Genomic DNA, 16,754 nt, shown 5'->3' with positions numbered 1-16,754 from the left:
GTTTTTTCGGTTAACTAAAAATTCAACACTCACAACTCATCCCTTCGAAAGCCATTTCGCGAACTCATCTGCTGATTTCGTGTTGAGAACGCGTTCGGGATCAAATTTAGCTTTTCTGGCGATCATCACCCCATATCGGATATTGTCAATTCCTTCTGTCGTGTGGGCGTCGGGATTGATGGATGTCAGAAGTCCGGTCTCTTTTGCTTTATTGCCATAGCGCCAGTCGAGATCGAGCCGGCGCGGGTTGGCGTTGATTTCGATCGCTGTATTATGCTCCGTGGCAAGTTCGATGAGCCTGTTCAGGTCAAGTTTACTCTCTTCCCTTTTCAGCAGCAGCCGTCCGGTCGGGTGACCAATCATGTGGGTATATGGATTTTTGATCGCGTTTTCGAACCGGGTCATCATTTTTTCGTGATCCATCTCCAGCCCTGAGTGAACGCTGGCAATTACGATGTCAAATCCTTCCAGAATTTCATCGGGGTAGTCGAGTGACCCGTCGTTCAGAATATCTGATTCGATCCCTTTAAAGATTCTGAAATCCTTTTTTGAGTATTCCTCATTCAGCTGATCAATTTCATCCCACTGCTGTTTCACCCGGTCGATTGTAAGTCCGCCTGCATAAGCTGCCGCTCTGGAGTGATCGGTTATGGTGAGATACTCATATCCGCGCTTAATACACGCATCCGCCATCTGTTTGATGGAGTATTTCCCGTCACTATACGTGCTGTGCGCATGGACTACGCCTTTAATCTGATCCTCCTTAAGGAGATTCATCTCGTCGTTTTCAACGTAATACTCAAACTCACCGCGGTCTTCGCGATGCTCCGGGGGTACGAAATGGAGGTCCAGTTTCTTGTAAATGTCAGATTCGGAACCGGTCTCAACGGGCTGATCAAAATCGGTCTCTTTTTCTTCGTTCAGTTTAAACAGGCCATACTCATTCAGGGCCATGCCTCTTTCCCTGGCGCGCTGACGCATCACAATGTTGTGCTCTTTGCTGCCGGTGAAGTACATCAGCGCGGCGGGATACTCTTTTTCTGATACAATCCTGAGATCCACCTGCCGGCCATTTTCGGTTCGAACCGAGCTTTTAGTATCACCACGTCCAAGGATTTCAACCACGAGGTTATGATTTACGAACTGTTCAAATATTTCAGATGCATCATCGGTATTCGCAGCCGCAAGAATATCCACATCACCGATGGTTTCGGCCGAACGGCGGAGTGATCCGGCAATTTCACATTTAAGCACTCCATCGATTCCCTGAATAAACTCCAGCATCGGTTCAGCTACCGCGAGCGCCTGGTCGATCCGGCACCGTTCGCCAAATTTCTCGAGATACTCGATCGATTTGATGATTTTCTCTGCCGATTTCTTTCCCAGACCCGGAAGATCGGCCACGGCGCCACTCTGGCACGCCTCCTTCAGTTCCGCAACTTCAGTGATTCCCAGTGTCTGGTGAATCTTCACAATATTCTTAGGCCCCAGCCCGGAGATGTTCAGCCATTCCACAAGACCTTTTGGTACGCGCTCCTTCAGATCTTCCAGTACCGGCATAGTGCCGGTTTTGGAAAGCGCCTCAATATCCTCCGCGATCGACTTTCCGATCCCCTTGATATCAGTCAGCGTGCCATTATCGATATGGGATTGCACCTCCTCGTTCAAACCTTCAATAGTCTGGGCAGCCCGGTCGAACGCAATTGCGCGGAACCGGTTCTCTCCGGCGAGCTGCATGAGTTGATAAACATCACGAAGTTTTTTAGCAACATCCTGGTTGGTCATAATTAGATCAAAGGTTATAGGTAAAAGATTACAAACATCTCGATTTCTCGTGACTCAGTTCTGTCTCGTGAACCAATTCTGCCTCGTGACGCAGCTCCGCTGTGTCACGAAAGAACACCGGCTCTGCCGGATGGAGCGTTTTGCAGCGGAGTTACGCAACGCTTGTTACGCAGCAGGGCTGCGTAACGAGAATAAATAAGTGCGTAACGAGATAAATCAAATTTACTCAACACAAACTACAAAAAACGAATTCGAAGAAACGATCAAAAATAATTTAACCAGATGTATCGAAGAGATCGGGAAAATGGAGGCCTTGATTTAGGAGAGTCAGAAAATAATTTTTTATTGAGCCTTTCCATTTACATAAAAAAAATTCTATCTTTCGAGTCTTGATGTTTTATCATTTGATAGTAAGTCAGTGATAGATATGAAACCTGATTCACACCAGGTTAAACATCAAAGATTTATTGTTGATAATTTGCCCTGGTGGCGGAATTGGTAGACGCGCACGCTTGAGGGGCGTGTGACCTAACGGTCGTGATGGTTCGACTCCATTCCAGGGCACTGAAAGCCTTGTAAGTCATTGACTTGCAAGGCTTTTTTAATTTTAGTAGGTAAAAAATTTTTCAAGTAGCTGATTATTTGTGACAATAGAAGCGATTATGGAAATTTCTTCACACCGATTCAATTTTTGACAGAGAAACCAGACTCATCACATTATTTATAAACATAAGCTGGCCAATCACTTAACGAATTTCTGGCAGATTTCCCCACAGCAACCAGGTAACAAGCTATTCAGGTGCTTGAATCGTTTAAAGGTCAACTACTACAGCCACAATGATCATCAAGATTTTGCTGGATGAGTGCCTGCTTAAAAGTTGAAGTATCGAATTGAAGATTTGGATATAGATTTCTTTACAAAAAAACTACTCCCGATACGAAGTATCGCGAAGTGCTATGGGATGGGCAAGTCTCTCGAATGGTAAGCTGCTGGAGGTAGCCGAGAAAGAATTTGATGTTTTTATAACCAGCGACAAAAACCTGAGCTTTCAATAATCTATCCCCTCTGCTTCTATCCGGTTGTGTTACTGAAGGCCAGAACCAATACCTATGAAGATTTATTGCCACTGGTTGAGAAATTAACATCTGTTATTAAAGCTCACGAGCCAGGGGAATTTTTTGTAATCGATTGAGCGTCTGCTATAACGACCATTCCAAGAGGTTTTCTCCGGATATAGCCTGAATTGGGTATATAAACCAAATAGAAAATTTTGATTTTTTTCGCTTTTACTGCCAGAAATGTCTTAATCCCACAAACCCCAATCCGCTATACCACACTCACTCTGAAACAGCGATCGAAGAGACTGATTTGAAATGGTTAAAGAAGTCCGGAATAACTTCTAAAGGATAGCTTGAATTGGTATTAACGAGAATAGAGATGCCTACACCGGTTTCTGGGTCAAAAGCGATTTCGCTGCGATATCCGTTCACATATCCTCCATGGTATACAATTTTTTGCCCATGATTATCAAGCACTCTCCACCCCATGCCGTAGTGCGATTTGTTCACTCCCTGCCAATACCGGCTGTATCTTCGGTTATGAATAGTAGCAAATGGGGAATAAATTTCTTCAAGTGTTTCAGCGGAAATCACTTCAGGATGATGCCCTGTTAACAGAAGCAGCCACTTCCCCATATCTGAGGCAGAAGCATTGATCCCGCCGGAGGAAACCGCATTGTAATACTTTTCAGTAATTGGAACGGGAACGCGTCCCCGTGAACGGGAGTAATAGATATGAGGCAGCGCTGTATTCCCGGAATACTTTATACCGTCATAACTTGCTGACGCATGATTCATTGCTAACGGACTGAATAACTTTTCATCCAGAAGCGTGTTAAAATCGGTGTTGGTTTGAACTTCCAGTACTTTTTCAATCGCTGAAAATGCCGCATTTTGGTAGGAAAGCAGTTCACCTTCTTTTGAAATCAATGGAACCTGTGAGAACCGTGGGATGATGCGATCCAGGGTAAGACCGTCTTCTACTAAATTGGTATACGCGTGGCGCGGCAATCCCGATGTATGAGATAACAAATGCCTGATCTGAACCCGATCGGTTTGCCCCGGATCATTGAGCTGAAAGTCCATTAAATACCGGAGCACAGGATCATTCCAGCCTACATATCCTTCTTCGACAATCACTCCTGTCAGAACCGAAGCAAAGCCTTTGGATACACTTCCCAATCTGAATACGGTATGTTCGTCTACTTTTTCGGTCGTACCCATCTCTTTTACGCCAAACCCTTTTTGATATACAACACGTCCATCCTTCACGATGGAAACTGCCGCGCCGGGAATGCGTTCACTGTTTAACCCTTTTTCGAAATCATGTTCAAACTCTTCCAGGAAGGTTGCCAGGGATGCGTCCATCACCCATTCTTCAGGTTCTATAGGTTTGGGTTCGATTACCTCGGACTCCGATTTGATATCCGTAAAGGCCAGGTAAGACCCAAGAATGACGATCAGTAATAGGAATACAGTGAAAATTCGGATCACAGAATATCGATGGTTAGGATAAAAATGCTGTTCTGATTTTGTTAGACACTCTCGTGGAGGATACTAAAAAACCTGCTTTGAATTAAAATAGTTCTAAACTTTTACTTTATTTGATTGTAAGCTTGCAAAAACGTTGCCCGATTGTTTAAAAGTAGAAAAAACTTTTCCTTTTTCCTTATGGAAATGTCACGCGGCTGCGAATCGAAGTCTGGTTTTATACGAATATTTGGATTCTGCTGATAACATTCATAAAAGTTCATTTCTGTTCCGGGTCCGCAACTCATAGAATTGGTTTGATTTTCGGCGGAAACTGGGCAGAGTGTTCTGCCATAAAGCAAGGAAGATATTGCCTGCCAGAAGAAAATTTGTTGAGAAAAAGGGTTTTTCAGACTTTTTTCCTCTTCCGAACTCACTTTACTTTGAGTAAGGAACTCGTCATCGATGGTGGCGTTCATATCACCCAAAAAAAGCGGAGACAGATGAGGAATTTGAGCACATCGTTCGTGATACTGACGGCACTATGCTGGGGGGTATCAGGAGGAATTGGCGGGATTCTGATGGCCGATGGCTGGAACGCATTTGTAGTGTCGTGGTACCGGGGGGCGATCGGATTGGTGTTTGTTCTTACCTGGCTTGTGGTGCGCCCGCAAGGCAGCGGACTGGCAAATCGCCGTGTATGGTTCTGGTCAGTCGTAGCCGGTCTCGGGGTAGCCGGTAATTTCGCTTTTTATTTTGTGAGTATCGAGGAAGGAAGCGTAGCGGTTGCAGCGACGCTGATGTACAGCGCACCGGTATTCGTATATTTCATCTCTTTTACACTCAAACTGGAAAAATCCACACCGTTTAAGTGGGCTGCAATCGCAATAGTTATGCTTGGGATTCTGTTACTAACACAGGTTTATGACATCGGTGCAAGCGATGTGACCATTATAGGTGCCGGAGCCGGATTGCTTGCTGGACTGTCCTACGCAATATTCATTTTTGGGTTCAAGTATGCAGCACCACACGGCAGTCCGCAGGCTATACTTTCAATAGCGTTTGCAGTGCTTGTCGCCATTCTGATCTGGCCGAGTGATTGCAGTGAAGTTGTTGCAGTCCCTGCCTCACCGGATTGGGTTCTGTTTGCAGTGCTTGGAGTGATTGGAGCTGGATTATCATTTATTCTCTATATCCTGGGCCTGAAACATACCGCACCGGCTGTAGCCTCAGTTGTGGCAATGGTCGAACCGGTCACAGCATCACTATTTGGTGTTTTGATTTTGAGTGAATCCCTGGGTGGTTTACAAATCGTTGGAATGGGACTGATATTGGTTACCGTAACTGCCCTGAGCGTCAAGTCGGACACACGAATGGGACAATCCCCCGGTTCTTGAATCCACCTGTTCAATGGTTGTGAGATGGCAATACTTCTGATTCTCTGCCGGATAAAAACGTTTATCACTCCTCCATCAACGTTCTGAAAATTTCCTGAACCTCATCGGTCAGGCCTGCAGGATTGTGGCCAACACCCGGTACCAGCTGCAGGCTTATGGTGCTTGTCCTGCCTTCACTTCTTTCCAGTTCCTGCATGTCGCTGACCCATTTTTCGCCAATTTCCAGGCGTGTGGATCTGTTCTCCTCTCCGAACGCATCATTCCCCACACTGACCGCTATGAGTTTTGGATTTTCCCGAACCCTGATCTGGGTGGTGTCGTTGCTGCCTTTCCGGCACATCAGGCTCAGTTCTGCAGGGTGATCACTAATTGTGGCGATGCCGTGCAGCGGAAATGCAACACTTTCATTGCCGCTGCCCGATTCACCCATCTGCAGGGCATAGCTGTCAAGAACGTCATCTCCGCTGATCATCGTGCAACTGGCGGTAGCAGGAAATGGATCAGCATCTTCATCATCAGACAGCACCACATTTGCAGCGACCAGGTAGCGGCCCGGTTGTACGGTCTGGTTCAGAACCGTTGTGTAGTTGGGTGACTGTGCAATGTCATCCGGGCGATCGCTGCTTTCGGTAACAAAAGCATCCTGTCCCACATTGATGGCTGTCAGCTTAGGGCTTTCCCGTACCCTAATCTGTGTGGTGTCGTTGCTCCCTTTCCGGCACATCAGGCTCAATTCTGATGGATCATCACTGACTGCGGCGATACCATAGAGCGAAAAAGAGGTGCTTTCGGTACCGCTTCCGGATTCGCCCATCTGTAATGCAATGGAATCTACAACCTCATTGCCACTGAGTATGGTACAGCGTGCAGTAGCGGGGAAAGGGTCGGCGTCTTCTTCGTCGCTAAGCACTACATTTGCGGTGACCAGGTATCGGCCGGGTGGTACTGATTCATTTAGAACCGTCGTGTAATGTGGTGACTGTGAAATGTCATCCGGCCGATCGGCGCTTTCTGAAACAAAGGCGTCCTGTCCAACTTCAATAGCTGTCAATTTAGGAGATTCTCTTACGCTTATTTCAGTTGTGTCATTGCTTCCTTTGCGGCATCCAAGGCTTAATTGTGTCATTCCCCCGGTGGTTGTGGTAATGCCTTGCAGCGAAAACACTACGCTCTCGGCACCACTTCCGGATTCACCCATCTGAAGTGCGAAAGAGTCCACAACTTCATTTCCGTTGAAAATCGTACAACGGGCAGTGGCTGGGAACGGGTCGGCATCTTCAGTGTCGGAAAGAACGACATTAGCGGCCACAAAATAGCGCCCGGGCGGTACGGACTGATTGAGAATCGTCGTGTATTCGGGTGATTGTGCAATGTCATTCGGCCGACTAAATTCTTCACAATGTGCCTGTCTGCACGGCTGCGGCGGTCTGTCCTGTTCGCCGACAACCACGGTAACCGGCAGTTGTGTTGCCTGAACCCATCCCTGTGGATCCGGAGTAATGTCCACCTCCAGCGGTTCACCGTCGTGCCATTCACTTTGGTGCTGAATGCTCCCCATGCCGTAGTGCCACGACGTTTCCTCATCCGGAAATGCATAGCGACCGGCAGCGCCCACAACCACGCCAAGCAGGCGATCGGGATGACGCACCAGGTACCGGTTGGTAAACTGACCGCCAGCCGAAAAACCGTAAAGATAGAAACGGTCTTCGGACGTAGGGGCGAGGCCTGTATCTACTTCCTCAAGAATTTGATGAACAAACTCATCTGCACCCACATTTCTGCCATAGAGGCCGCGATAGCCGCCAAATCCGCTGCCGCCATCGCTTGCATAATTTTCCTGGTCAAAAACCGGTGCGATGATCACCGCGCCGGTTGTATCAGAAAAGTCTGTCCAGCGGTTGATGTACCGTTCAGCCCGTTCGGCAACATTTTCGTTGGAACCGGGCATACCATGAACAATAACTACCACGTCCGAATCCGGGGAGTAGTTTTCCGGGACATACAGATGGTAGGTGCCGTGTTCATGATCCTGTTGCAATATCTCGCCCTTTGGAGCACAGGAGCTGAAAATTGTTAGAAAGATAATTCCTAAAAACAGAAAAATTTCGATAGCATAGCGTTTCGATAGCATAAAAGTCTCCAATTTCTAATCTGATTTAATCATAAGTGGTTTAATTCCCAGACCCTCTGGGTCGGAAAAGATAAAAGTCCCCCTTTGAAGGGGGAAGCGAACGGAGAGAGCTGGGGGATGACTTTCTAAGTTCAGAATGGTCCAATTCTTGGTTTTGATTCACAACCAATCATCCCCCATTGCCCCCTTCAAAGGGGGACACTTCAAAATAAACTCCATATCGATCAAAAAGGTTATGGGATCCAAGTTGATACCTCGTGGGCTCTGCCCCGAGGCATTACATTCGGACAGTTCAATCTTTTATAACTGAGACTGGTTTTTTGGAAAATTCTTCTTCACTATAATAAGCCGGAAAAGAGGCAATACGTTATCAAATACCGGTTTTATGAGGCAGGTTCAACGATCTGAAATAGTGCGGTAAAACCGTTGATTGCCAGAATATTGAATGATTTTTAATGCTCAATTTGATATTTTATGTTTAGATAGAGAAGTGCATGAACTATGTTAGCAATTCAAATAAAATTAGGGGGATATCGAAATGGAATACTCAATTTTAGAGAAGAAAAATTGTGTGATTGTAGCTTTTAGGGGGAAAATTATGGGGGGACCCGATAGCGCTAAATTCCGGGAAGAGATTAATGGGTTCATCGAAGATGGAAAAGTCAATATTATTGGCGACCTCAGCGAAGTGGAATTTATGAACTCTTCGGGACTCGGCGTCATGATTGCAACACTTACCTCGCTTCGAAAAAAGGATGGCGATTTCAAACTCTGCAGCGCCACGGATCGCATCAAAAGCTTGCTCAGAGTCTCGAAACTGTTTACGGTGTTCGATATGTATGACACCCTGGATGAAGCGATTAAAGCATATCAAAACTAACATTTGCAGCAGCCGGTATTTTAATTCATTCTTTGTATTTTCGGGACCACAGGAATCCGATTTTAGATGAATGTACCATGCAGCAAATGAGCAGGAGTTACGACGCCGTTATTTTTGATATGGACGGGGTGATTATCGATAGCAAGGAGCTGGTGGAGTCATTCTGGATTGAGAATATGAAGAAGTACGGAATTGAAATTCCGAAAGGGGATGAGCTGGAGCTGAGATTTCACGGGCGTCCTGCGAGGCTAACGGTAAACGACCTGTTTGCCGATCTGCCGGAATCAACACGCGAGGAAATCATCGAAGAGTGTGCGCGTTTTGATGCGTCGGTGGAGAAATTTAAGATGATTCCCGGCGTGGAGCCGTTTATGAAGAAGTGCGCCGATTCGGGAATCCGGCTGGGATTAGTTACCAGTGCGCTTCCCGAAAAAGTGGATCGGATGCTGGCTGGTCTGAGTTATCCGTCACCGTTTGATGTGAGGATCACGGCCGACCTGGTGCAAAACGGAAAACCTGATCCGGAATGCTACCTCACTGCAGCACAGGGTCTTGATGTCGATCCCGGACGGATGATCGTATTTGAAGATTCCATCAGCGGTGTGAAAGCTGCGTCGGAGGCGGGAGCAACCGTGATCGGCATCAACGAAGAGCACCTTTCCGGTCCGTTACTGGATGCTGGTGCCATGTTGGTGATACCAAATTTCAGCGATGCCAAATTGATCCACGGAGAGTTGAAAGTAACGATCTATCCAGGGTCCGGGCACAGGGAGAACAGTTTTGAAGTAAAAAAACCTGGGTAAGTTTTCTCGTGATGAAGCTCATTAGTAATCACGGGCAGCCTGGAAAGTCAGGAATTCGTTAATGTTGTTCATGTCCAAAACGCCCACAATCTTTCCGTTTTCGATAATCGGAAAAAAGTTTTTACTGCCTCTCTGAAGTTTTTTGTAGCCATTCGTAAGCGGTTCATCGGGTTGCAGAGAGCGAATATTAGTATCCATAACATCGCTGACCCGCATTTCTCCATCGTCCTTTCGCAATGCGCCGGCAAGATCTTCCATATAGAGAATCCCCTTTATATCGTTATCCGCAGCTACAATGAAATCCTGTTCGGTGCTGGCTAAAATTTTATCGATAGCTGACTGAAGCCTGGCATCGGGATCGAGAATTGAGAATTCTGTGATCATCGCATCACGTACATTATGCCCTTCAAGAAGGCCAAGTTGCTGAACCGTAATGTTTTCAGAGTGAGCGCCGAAATAGATGAAAACCGCAATCACTGCCAGGATGATGCTGTAAAAGAGTCCGAAGAGGAAAAAAAGCAGAGCCAGGAATTTTCCGGTGGCAGCGGCAATACGTGTGGCTTCAACTCTGCCGAGGCGCATGGAGAGCAGTGCCCGGAAAACCCGGCCGCCATCCATCGGGAAAGCCGGCAGCATATTAAAAACCACCAGAGCAACATTGATGAAAAGAAGATAGAACAGGAAATTTGAGGCATCAATCGTAGATAGTTGCTCCTCAATCATGTCGGGATCAGTGGATAGAAAATCTCCAACCGGTACAAAAAAGTAGAGAAGGGCAGCAATAACTACATTCACCAGCGGACCTGCCAGAGCAATGTAAAACTCCTCAATCGGGTTGTCGGGAATGCTTTTGAGGCTGGCAACACCGCCTATTGGCAGAAGGGTGATGCTTCGGGTTTCGATACCAAATTTTCGGGCGGTAAGCGAGTGGCCGAATTCGTGAAGGATCACACAAAAAAAGAGAGCAATTACAAATGCAAAGTGCCACCATAAATCTGAAAGGGTCCCATCAGCTGCATAAACCATTGCGCCGACGAATAAAAAAAGAAGCCAGAAGGTCCAGTGAATCTGCACTTTGATACCGGCAAAATATCCAATTTTGAGAGATGCGCTCATTTCTAAATCGTGGAGTTATGTATGTAAGTCACGGGCAGTAAGTTGAACTCAATAAATGTACAGTTCAGGATGGAAAGAATCATATATCGATAGAATCTTCGGCAATTTGCTGGCCGAAACCTGATGTAGAAATGTCGTGCCGGGTAAATCATTTATGCACAGGATTATGAGGGGCTTAATATCATCGGTTAGGTATGAAATTAACAGATAAATCTAAGGCGTTTGGGAGGTTGTCGCTCTCTCTTACTCTCAAAATGACTCATTTTTTTCTCAAATTTTTTTAATAAAAAGCCAATTCGACCCGGTTTTTTATTTTTGTAATAAAATTAAAAGCGCTTTTCCAAAATATATAAATAATTTTAGGATTATTTGATTCTTTGTGTAAAAAAATATTGACAAATGGAGCTTTCACATACAAATTTAACCAACGCTACCATTAACCAAATATTACGTTTTATGAATAAATTCCTAAAATCATCCATTCTCATTCTGGTATTGGCACTGGCTGCGGGGTACGTTGCTTTTGATGCCAATTCGGAACCCTTGACGGAGGCCGTGGAGACAGTTGCAGTTGTTGAGTCAGCTGAAATGGCACCACCGCAAGAGGGCTACTCTACCATGGAGGAGTTTCAGGCTTCTGCTGATTACACGAAGTTCATTATCGATAACCTCTGGATTCTGATTGCAGCTTTTCTGGTCCTGTTAATGCACCTCGGATTTGCAACAGTGGAAAGTGGCTTAACACAGTCTAAAAATTCTGTGAATGTCATCTACAAGAATGTTTTTATTCTCTGTACCGGCATACTCATCTACGCTTTTATTGGCTTTCAAATCATGTATCCCGGTGATTTCAACGGCATTTTCGGATTTGGCGGATTTGGAATCGGCTTTGATGCTTCCGACCCTGTAGGCATGCTTACGCCGGCTTATGGTGAGGATATGACGATCTGGAGCGACTTTATTTTCCAGGCGATGTTTGCTGCCACCGCGGCCACGATTGTCTCCGGTTGTGTTACGGGACGAATTAAGCTCTCGTCATTTATGATTTTCGGAGTTCTGCTGCTGGCGATTTCCTACCCCATTACCGGGAGCTGGGTATGGGGCGGCGGCTGGTTAGACGAACTTGGCTTTTACGACTTTGCGGGATCAACTCTTGTACATGGTGTCGGTGGTATTGCCGGTCTTGCCTGTGTGATTCTTCTCGGGGCACGTTCCGGGAAATTCAAAGATGGCAAAGTGTTTGCCATACCAGCACACAACATTCCGCTGGCAACAGTTGGTGTTTTCCTTCTCTGGATCGGCTGGTTTGGATTTAATGGCGGATCGGTACTGAGCGCCGACCCGGTTGAAGTATCCTATGTATTCGTTACGACAGCACTTGCCGCCTGTGCCGGTGCGCTTGCAGCGATGATTACCACACAGCTTGTAATGAAAAGCCTTGACGCCCCGATGGCGCTGAACGGTATTCTTGCAGGCCTGGTGGGAATTACAGCGGGGGCTGATGTGATCTCCCCAATGGCGGCCGTAGTTGTTGGCGCAACTGCCGGTGTGATTGTGGTTTTCTCCATCCTGATGTTTGATAAGCTTAAGCTAGATGATCCGGTTGGAGCCATATCCGTACACGGAGTTTGCGGAATCTGGGGAACACTTGCGGTCGGGATTTTCACACCTGCAAGCTTTCTCATTCAGCTGCTTGGTACCGTGGCGATTCTTTCAGCTACCTTCGTATTCTCATTTGCGGTATTTGCTGCAATCAAAGCGGTTATGGGAGTTCGGGTGTCACCTGAAGTGGAATCTGATGGTCTGGACATTTCAGAGCACGGCAACAAGGCTTACCCCGATTTTTCTCCGGTAAAAACGTCAGAGCTTGGGCAGTATACTGCGTAACGCTCCGGGAAAACAATCCAAATTGAAGGAGCACCAAGGCAGATTCCGGTGCTCCTTCTATTCTTTCGAATTACCCAACTCATTGTTATAACCAATACAAGAAACTACGATTATGAAAATCATTCAGAAACCATTAAGACTAATTAAAATTGCACTGATTGCCATTTTTGGTGTATCGCTTAGCTTAACTCTTCAACCCGAAACGGCCACCGCACAGGAGATAGATACCGGTGTTGATCTCTACAGTACCTACGTATTCCGGGGTGTGGCATTTTCCGGTCCGGCTATTCAGCCTTATGTTGAATTCAGCGCGGGAGGATTTGCGATCGGCGCATGGGGATCACAGGGGATCGACGGATCCGCAGCAGACGGGTATATGGGCTTCCAGGAGATGGATCTCTATGCTGCGTATGAGTTTGACTTCGGACTGAGCCTTGGAATAACCGACTACTACTATCCCGGTTCGGAATATTTCGATGGAGACAGTCACGCGTTTGAACTCAACGCCGGGTTTGAAATTGAAAACTTTTCTCTATCGGGGAATTACATCCTGAACGAAGCGGAAGGAGCCGGATCTTCCGGAAGCGATCTCTATTTTGAGGCGGGTCTTTCATTGGGTGCAGCAGACCTTTTCCTGGGTGCAGGAGATGGCTGGCATTCCAGTGACGGAGAATTTGCACTTGTAAATGTTGGCCTTTCAACCAGCAAGGAGATTACAATTACCGATACATTTTCTATTCCGCTCAGTGGCGCAGTGATTCTGAATCCCGATACGGAACAGTTCTATGTAGTTGTAGGCGTGTCGTTTTAGAATCACATTCACATAGTGTACGTGTTCTCTTTTCGTTCCCAAGAAAAACCCCGGTGCATGTGGTGTGCCGGGGTTTTTTACGTTTTGAATATTACGTTTAGAGACGTTGTTCAGACTCATAGTTTTAACAGTGTCATCGCGGGCTCTGACCCACGATCTTCGAGCAAACCTCGTTTTGGTGCTCTGCTCCGGAACGATTACCTGCAAAACCCGGCTTGCCTGGCAGTGGCAGAAATATTTGCGGTCGATATAATGGGTAATTATACTCTATACTAATATCATGTCAAAGATGAGCAAATGACAAGAAGTGCCTCATTCCAATGGCAATAACCTTAGTAAACTGTATCTAATAGAAATTGACCCATTCATGAAGAAAGTAGAATGTCCCGGATGTGCTGTAGAAATTGAAAAAGAGAATGATGTTTGTCCGATTTGCGGGTACGAATTTCCCAAACAATCTCTCTCATTCAAAATTGGCGTATGGATACTGATTCTGCTGGTCCTCACCTGGCTTATATATTAAACTTTACGGACGAGGTTTATCTTTCATCTAAAATCTATCACCTATAATCTCTTATCTCTTATCTATTAATCAATCCCACCCTTTTTCGCCAATCAGCGGTACAAACTTATACTGTTTTAGCTGCTCCTGTTTGTATTCATCCTCCGATACCCGCGTAATTCGCGTCATGGTTTGCACTTTTTGATCTCCAACCGGAACAATCAAACGCCCGCCGACCGATAGCTGCTGAATCAGGTCTTCCGGGACGACAGGCGCACCGGCGGTCACCACAATGCCGTCATATGGCGCGTAAGCCGACCAGCCAAGTGTACCGTCCCCGCATTTCAGATGAGGACGAAATCCGAGATCTTTCAGCACTTTCCGGGCACTGAGGTATAGCGGTTCATGACGTTCCACACTGTAAACTTCTGCTCCCATATGGCAAAGTATGGCGGCCTGGTACCCAGAACCGGTGCCAATTTCCAGGATTTTTTCACCCTTTTGAAGTTGCAGGTGTTCTGTCTGAGCCGCCACGGTGTACGGCTGCGAGATGGTCTGCCCGCAGGAAATGGGCAGTGCACTATCTTCGTACGCGCGTTTTTCAAGGGCGGAATCTACAAAGAGATGTCTCGGGATCTGTTCAATCGCCTGGATTACCCGTTCATCGGAAATACCTTTTTTCCGAATGTCTGCGGCCAGTTTCTTCCGCCGGTTTGCATATTTCCGGTTGTGTCTGTCTTTCATCAAACTGTTATCCCGAATCGTAAATTACAAGTTGAAGCCAAACTGATAACATATCAAAAAGTTAGAACTCAATCGACCATGGAGAAGAAATAATTGGTTCTGCAAAAATCCTTTTTGACCAAGTCAATGAATCAAATTTCTATTCCGGAGGATCATTTTATAAAAATGGATTGGAATTAAATGTAATGCTTGTATTTTCAGATGGCTTTGCAAAACAGCTGTAACAGAGTTGAGTCAAACACTGATTTGGGACCTTGTTCGCATGTACGCCTATACAACAGTTTTCATGAGAACTAAATTTGTGTCCCGGTTTTGCAACGCTTTTTTTGAGTGATTTAGACAATGATTATGATCGTATTTAACCTTACGGGATGATGAACGCAAAACAGTGGTTGATTCTATTTGTCACAGCGGCGGCCTCACTACTTATCCTGGGCTGGGCCGATCTTCACGCATTTGCTGAAGCAGATGATGCTGGTTCGGGCTTTTACGGAACATGGATAAGCCTGATTCCCCCGCTGGTAGCGATTGGACTTGCACTTATTACCCGCGAGGTGGTTCTCTCGCTGTTTGCCGGTATCTGGATCGGGGCGCTATTCCTGGTTGGTTTCAATCCGCTGAGCGGTACTGCTGAATCGCTGGACGTGCTGATTGTGGCACTTGTGAATGCCGATCACATCGCAATTATTGTTTTTAGTCTCCTGCTGGGGGGAATGGTTGGTGTGATGTCGCGCGGAGGCGGTACAATTGGCGTAGTGGATGTTCTGAGTTCGTTCGCTACCACACGGAAAAAAGGACAACTCTTCTCCTGGGGGTCGGCACTGTTTATATTTTTTGATGATTATGCCAATACGCTGATTCGCGGTAACGCATTGCGGCCGATGACCGACCGCTTGCAAATATCCCGCGAAAAACTCGCCTATATTGTCGACTCCACCGCTGCACCGCTCGCCGTAAGTGCGGTCATTACCACGTGGATCGGCTTTGAAATCACACAGATTCAAAATGCACTGAGCGGCCTGGCTGCGGCTACAGATGATCCCGCTCTTGCCCAGCAGCTGCAGGCCGGGGCTGATAACGCATTTATGATCTTTCTGCATTCACTTCCTTACCTCTTTTACCCGATTCTCGCACTCGCCTTTGTGCTGATGACAATCGTTATGAAAAAAGAGTTCGGGCCGATGCTCACCGCTGAACGACGCGCATATTCCGGTGGCGGTGTGATCCGTGAGGGCTCCATGCCTGCAAGTGATACCAGCCTCGAATCGATGCAGCCGATTGAGGATAAACCGAGACGATGGTACAACGCGGCCCTTCCGGTATTTTCGGTGATTGTAGTTGCGCTCTATGGACTTTATTCAACCGGTGCGTCTGGGCTTGAACCCGGTGAAGGCGGAATCACGGCCATAATCGGGAATGCCGATCCGTTTGCTGCTCTTCTTTGGGCTTCGTTTACAGGCTGCGTGGTGGCGATTGGTCTGGTGGTTTTTCAGAAAATTCTTACGCTCAACCAGGCGATTGATTCCCTTGTTGGCGGAATGCAATCGATGCTGATCGCGATCATTATTTTAATACTTGCCTGGGGGCTTGGAGGCATCACACAAGAGGTGGGAACGGGAACGTATCTCGCATCTCTGCTGCAGGATACACTGCCGCTCGCATTGCTTCCGGGACTCGTGTTTTTTATCGCAGCCGTCACCGCTTTTTCAACGGGAACCTCGTGGGGAACCATGGCGATATTGTTTCCGGTGGTGGTACCGCTCTCTGTTGCGATGGGGGCCGGAGTTGGATTTGCCGGCGGTGAAAATTACGGGATTCTGTTGGGAGCCATCAGTTCGGTGATGGCCGGCGCGGTTTTCGGAGATCACTGCTCCCCGATATCTGATACCACCGTTCTCAGTTCGATGTCTTCTGCCTGCGACCTGATCGACCACGTTCGCACCCAATTGCCCTACGCCTTAGTGGTTGCAGTTGTAGCTCTGCTTGTGGGCGAAATACCTGCTTCTTTGGATTTCATTCATCCGGTATGGGGACTGATTGTCGGTTTGATTATTCTCTACCTGATCCTGAAATTTTATGGTGAAAATCCTGAGGAAAAGCGTAATGGTTAGTGGTGAGTGTATAGTTCTGAGTTTTTAGTGTTAAGTTATTTATTAACAATCGCTTAAA

Annotated in this window: 13 protein-coding genes and 1 tRNA gene; 8 read left to right on the top strand and 6 right to left on the bottom strand. The window is 46.7% G+C overall.

Annotated elements, in window-relative coordinates; all coding sequences use genetic code 11:
* Positions 1–36: 36 nt before the first annotated feature.
* Entirely contained in the window at positions 37–1,785 is a 1,749-nt protein-coding gene (gene polX, locus DYD21_RS20470; protein WP_116038887.1) for a DNA polymerase/3'-5' exonuclease PolX, read from the bottom strand.
* A gap of 480 nt (positions 1,786–2,265) precedes the next feature.
* Between polX and DYD21_RS20465 the strand changes: the two genes are divergently transcribed.
* Positions 2,266–2,349 (top strand) — tRNA-Leu (locus tag DYD21_RS20465).
* A 774-nt stretch (positions 2,350–3,123) separates the two neighbouring features.
* Here DYD21_RS20465 and DYD21_RS20460 read toward each other — a convergent pair.
* Both DYD21_RS20460 and DYD21_RS20455 read right to left on the bottom strand, forming a co-directional pair.
* Complete coding sequence (locus DYD21_RS20460) at positions 3,124–4,338, bottom strand: serine hydrolase (RefSeq protein WP_116038886.1); 1,215 nt, start codon at positions 4,336–4,338, stop codon at positions 3,124–3,126.
* A 101-nt stretch (positions 4,339–4,439) separates the two neighbouring features.
* Complete coding sequence (locus DYD21_RS20455; RefSeq protein WP_147303666.1) at positions 4,440–4,793, bottom strand: hypothetical protein; 354 nt, start codon at positions 4,791–4,793, stop codon at positions 4,440–4,442.
* A 24-nt stretch (positions 4,794–4,817) separates the two neighbouring features.
* Between DYD21_RS20455 and DYD21_RS20450 the strand changes: the two genes are divergently transcribed.
* A complete protein-coding gene (locus DYD21_RS20450) occupies positions 4,818–5,711 on the top strand; it encodes a DMT family transporter (RefSeq protein WP_116038884.1) in 894 nt (297 codons plus the stop codon).
* Positions 5,712–5,775: 64 nt separating this feature from the next.
* Here the strand turns inward: DYD21_RS20450 and DYD21_RS20445 are convergent, their stop codons facing one another.
* On the bottom strand, positions 5,776–7,842 hold the full coding sequence (locus DYD21_RS20445; protein WP_116038883.1) for a hypothetical protein: 2,067 nt from the start codon (positions 7,840–7,842) through the stop codon (positions 5,776–5,778).
* A 538-nt stretch (positions 7,843–8,380) separates the two neighbouring features.
* Between DYD21_RS20445 and DYD21_RS20440 the strand changes: the two genes are divergently transcribed.
* Both DYD21_RS20440 and DYD21_RS20435 read left to right on the top strand, forming a co-directional pair.
* On the top strand, positions 8,381–8,722 hold the full coding sequence (locus DYD21_RS20440; RefSeq protein WP_116038882.1) for an STAS domain-containing protein: 342 nt from the start codon (positions 8,381–8,383) through the stop codon (positions 8,720–8,722).
* A gap of 77 nt (positions 8,723–8,799) precedes the next feature.
* A complete protein-coding gene (locus DYD21_RS20435; RefSeq protein ID WP_116038881.1) occupies positions 8,800–9,525 on the top strand; it encodes an HAD family phosphatase in 726 nt (241 codons plus the stop codon).
* 21 nt (positions 9,526–9,546) lie between these two features.
* Here DYD21_RS20435 and DYD21_RS20430 read toward each other — a convergent pair whose 3' ends face one another.
* Positions 9,547–10,641 carry a site-2 protease family protein gene (locus tag DYD21_RS20430; RefSeq protein ID WP_116038880.1) on the bottom strand — a complete coding sequence of 365 codons (1,095 nt, stop codon included), beginning with the start codon at positions 10,639–10,641 and terminating at the stop codon, positions 9,547–9,549.
* 456 nt (positions 10,642–11,097) lie between these two features.
* Here DYD21_RS20430 and DYD21_RS20425 point away from each other — a divergent pair, with 456 nt between their 5' ends.
* The 3 genes from DYD21_RS20425 (at position 11,098) to DYD21_RS21265 (ending at position 13,862) form a co-directional block, all read left to right on the top strand.
* Positions 11,098–12,528: an ammonium transporter gene (locus DYD21_RS20425; protein ID WP_233505600.1), complete on the top strand. Its 1,431-nt coding sequence runs from the start codon at positions 11,098–11,100 to the stop codon at positions 12,526–12,528.
* 112 nt (positions 12,529–12,640) lie between these two features.
* Positions 12,641–13,339: a TorF family putative porin gene (locus tag DYD21_RS20420; protein ID WP_116038879.1), complete on the top strand. Its 699-nt coding sequence runs from the start codon at positions 12,641–12,643 to the stop codon at positions 13,337–13,339.
* Positions 13,340–13,706: 367 nt separating this feature from the next.
* Positions 13,707–13,862 (top strand): hypothetical protein, encoded by a 156-nt coding sequence (locus DYD21_RS21265; RefSeq protein WP_199535624.1) that lies wholly within the window; start codon positions 13,707–13,709, stop codon positions 13,860–13,862.
* A gap of 69 nt (positions 13,863–13,931) precedes the next feature.
* On the opposite strand, the gene DYD21_RS20415 is transcribed toward DYD21_RS21265, so the two are convergent.
* On the bottom strand, positions 13,932–14,585 hold the full coding sequence (locus DYD21_RS20415) for a protein-L-isoaspartate(D-aspartate) O-methyltransferase (protein ID WP_116038878.1): 654 nt from the start codon (positions 14,583–14,585) through the stop codon (positions 13,932–13,934).
* A 374-nt stretch (positions 14,586–14,959) separates the two neighbouring features.
* Here DYD21_RS20415 and DYD21_RS20410 point away from each other — a divergent pair, with 374 nt between their 5' ends.
* Positions 14,960–16,696, top strand: a complete 1,737-nt coding sequence (locus DYD21_RS20410; protein ID WP_158607388.1) for a Na+/H+ antiporter NhaC family protein — start codon at positions 14,960–14,962, stop codon at positions 16,694–16,696.
* The last annotated feature ends 58 nt before the right edge of the window (positions 16,697–16,754 follow it).

It is taken from the genome of Rhodohalobacter sp. SW132 (genome assembly GCF_003390325.1).
GTDB lineage: Bacteria > Bacteroidota > Rhodothermia > Balneolales > Balneolaceae > SW132.
This window is presented reverse-complemented; position numbering and strand designations above follow the sequence as displayed.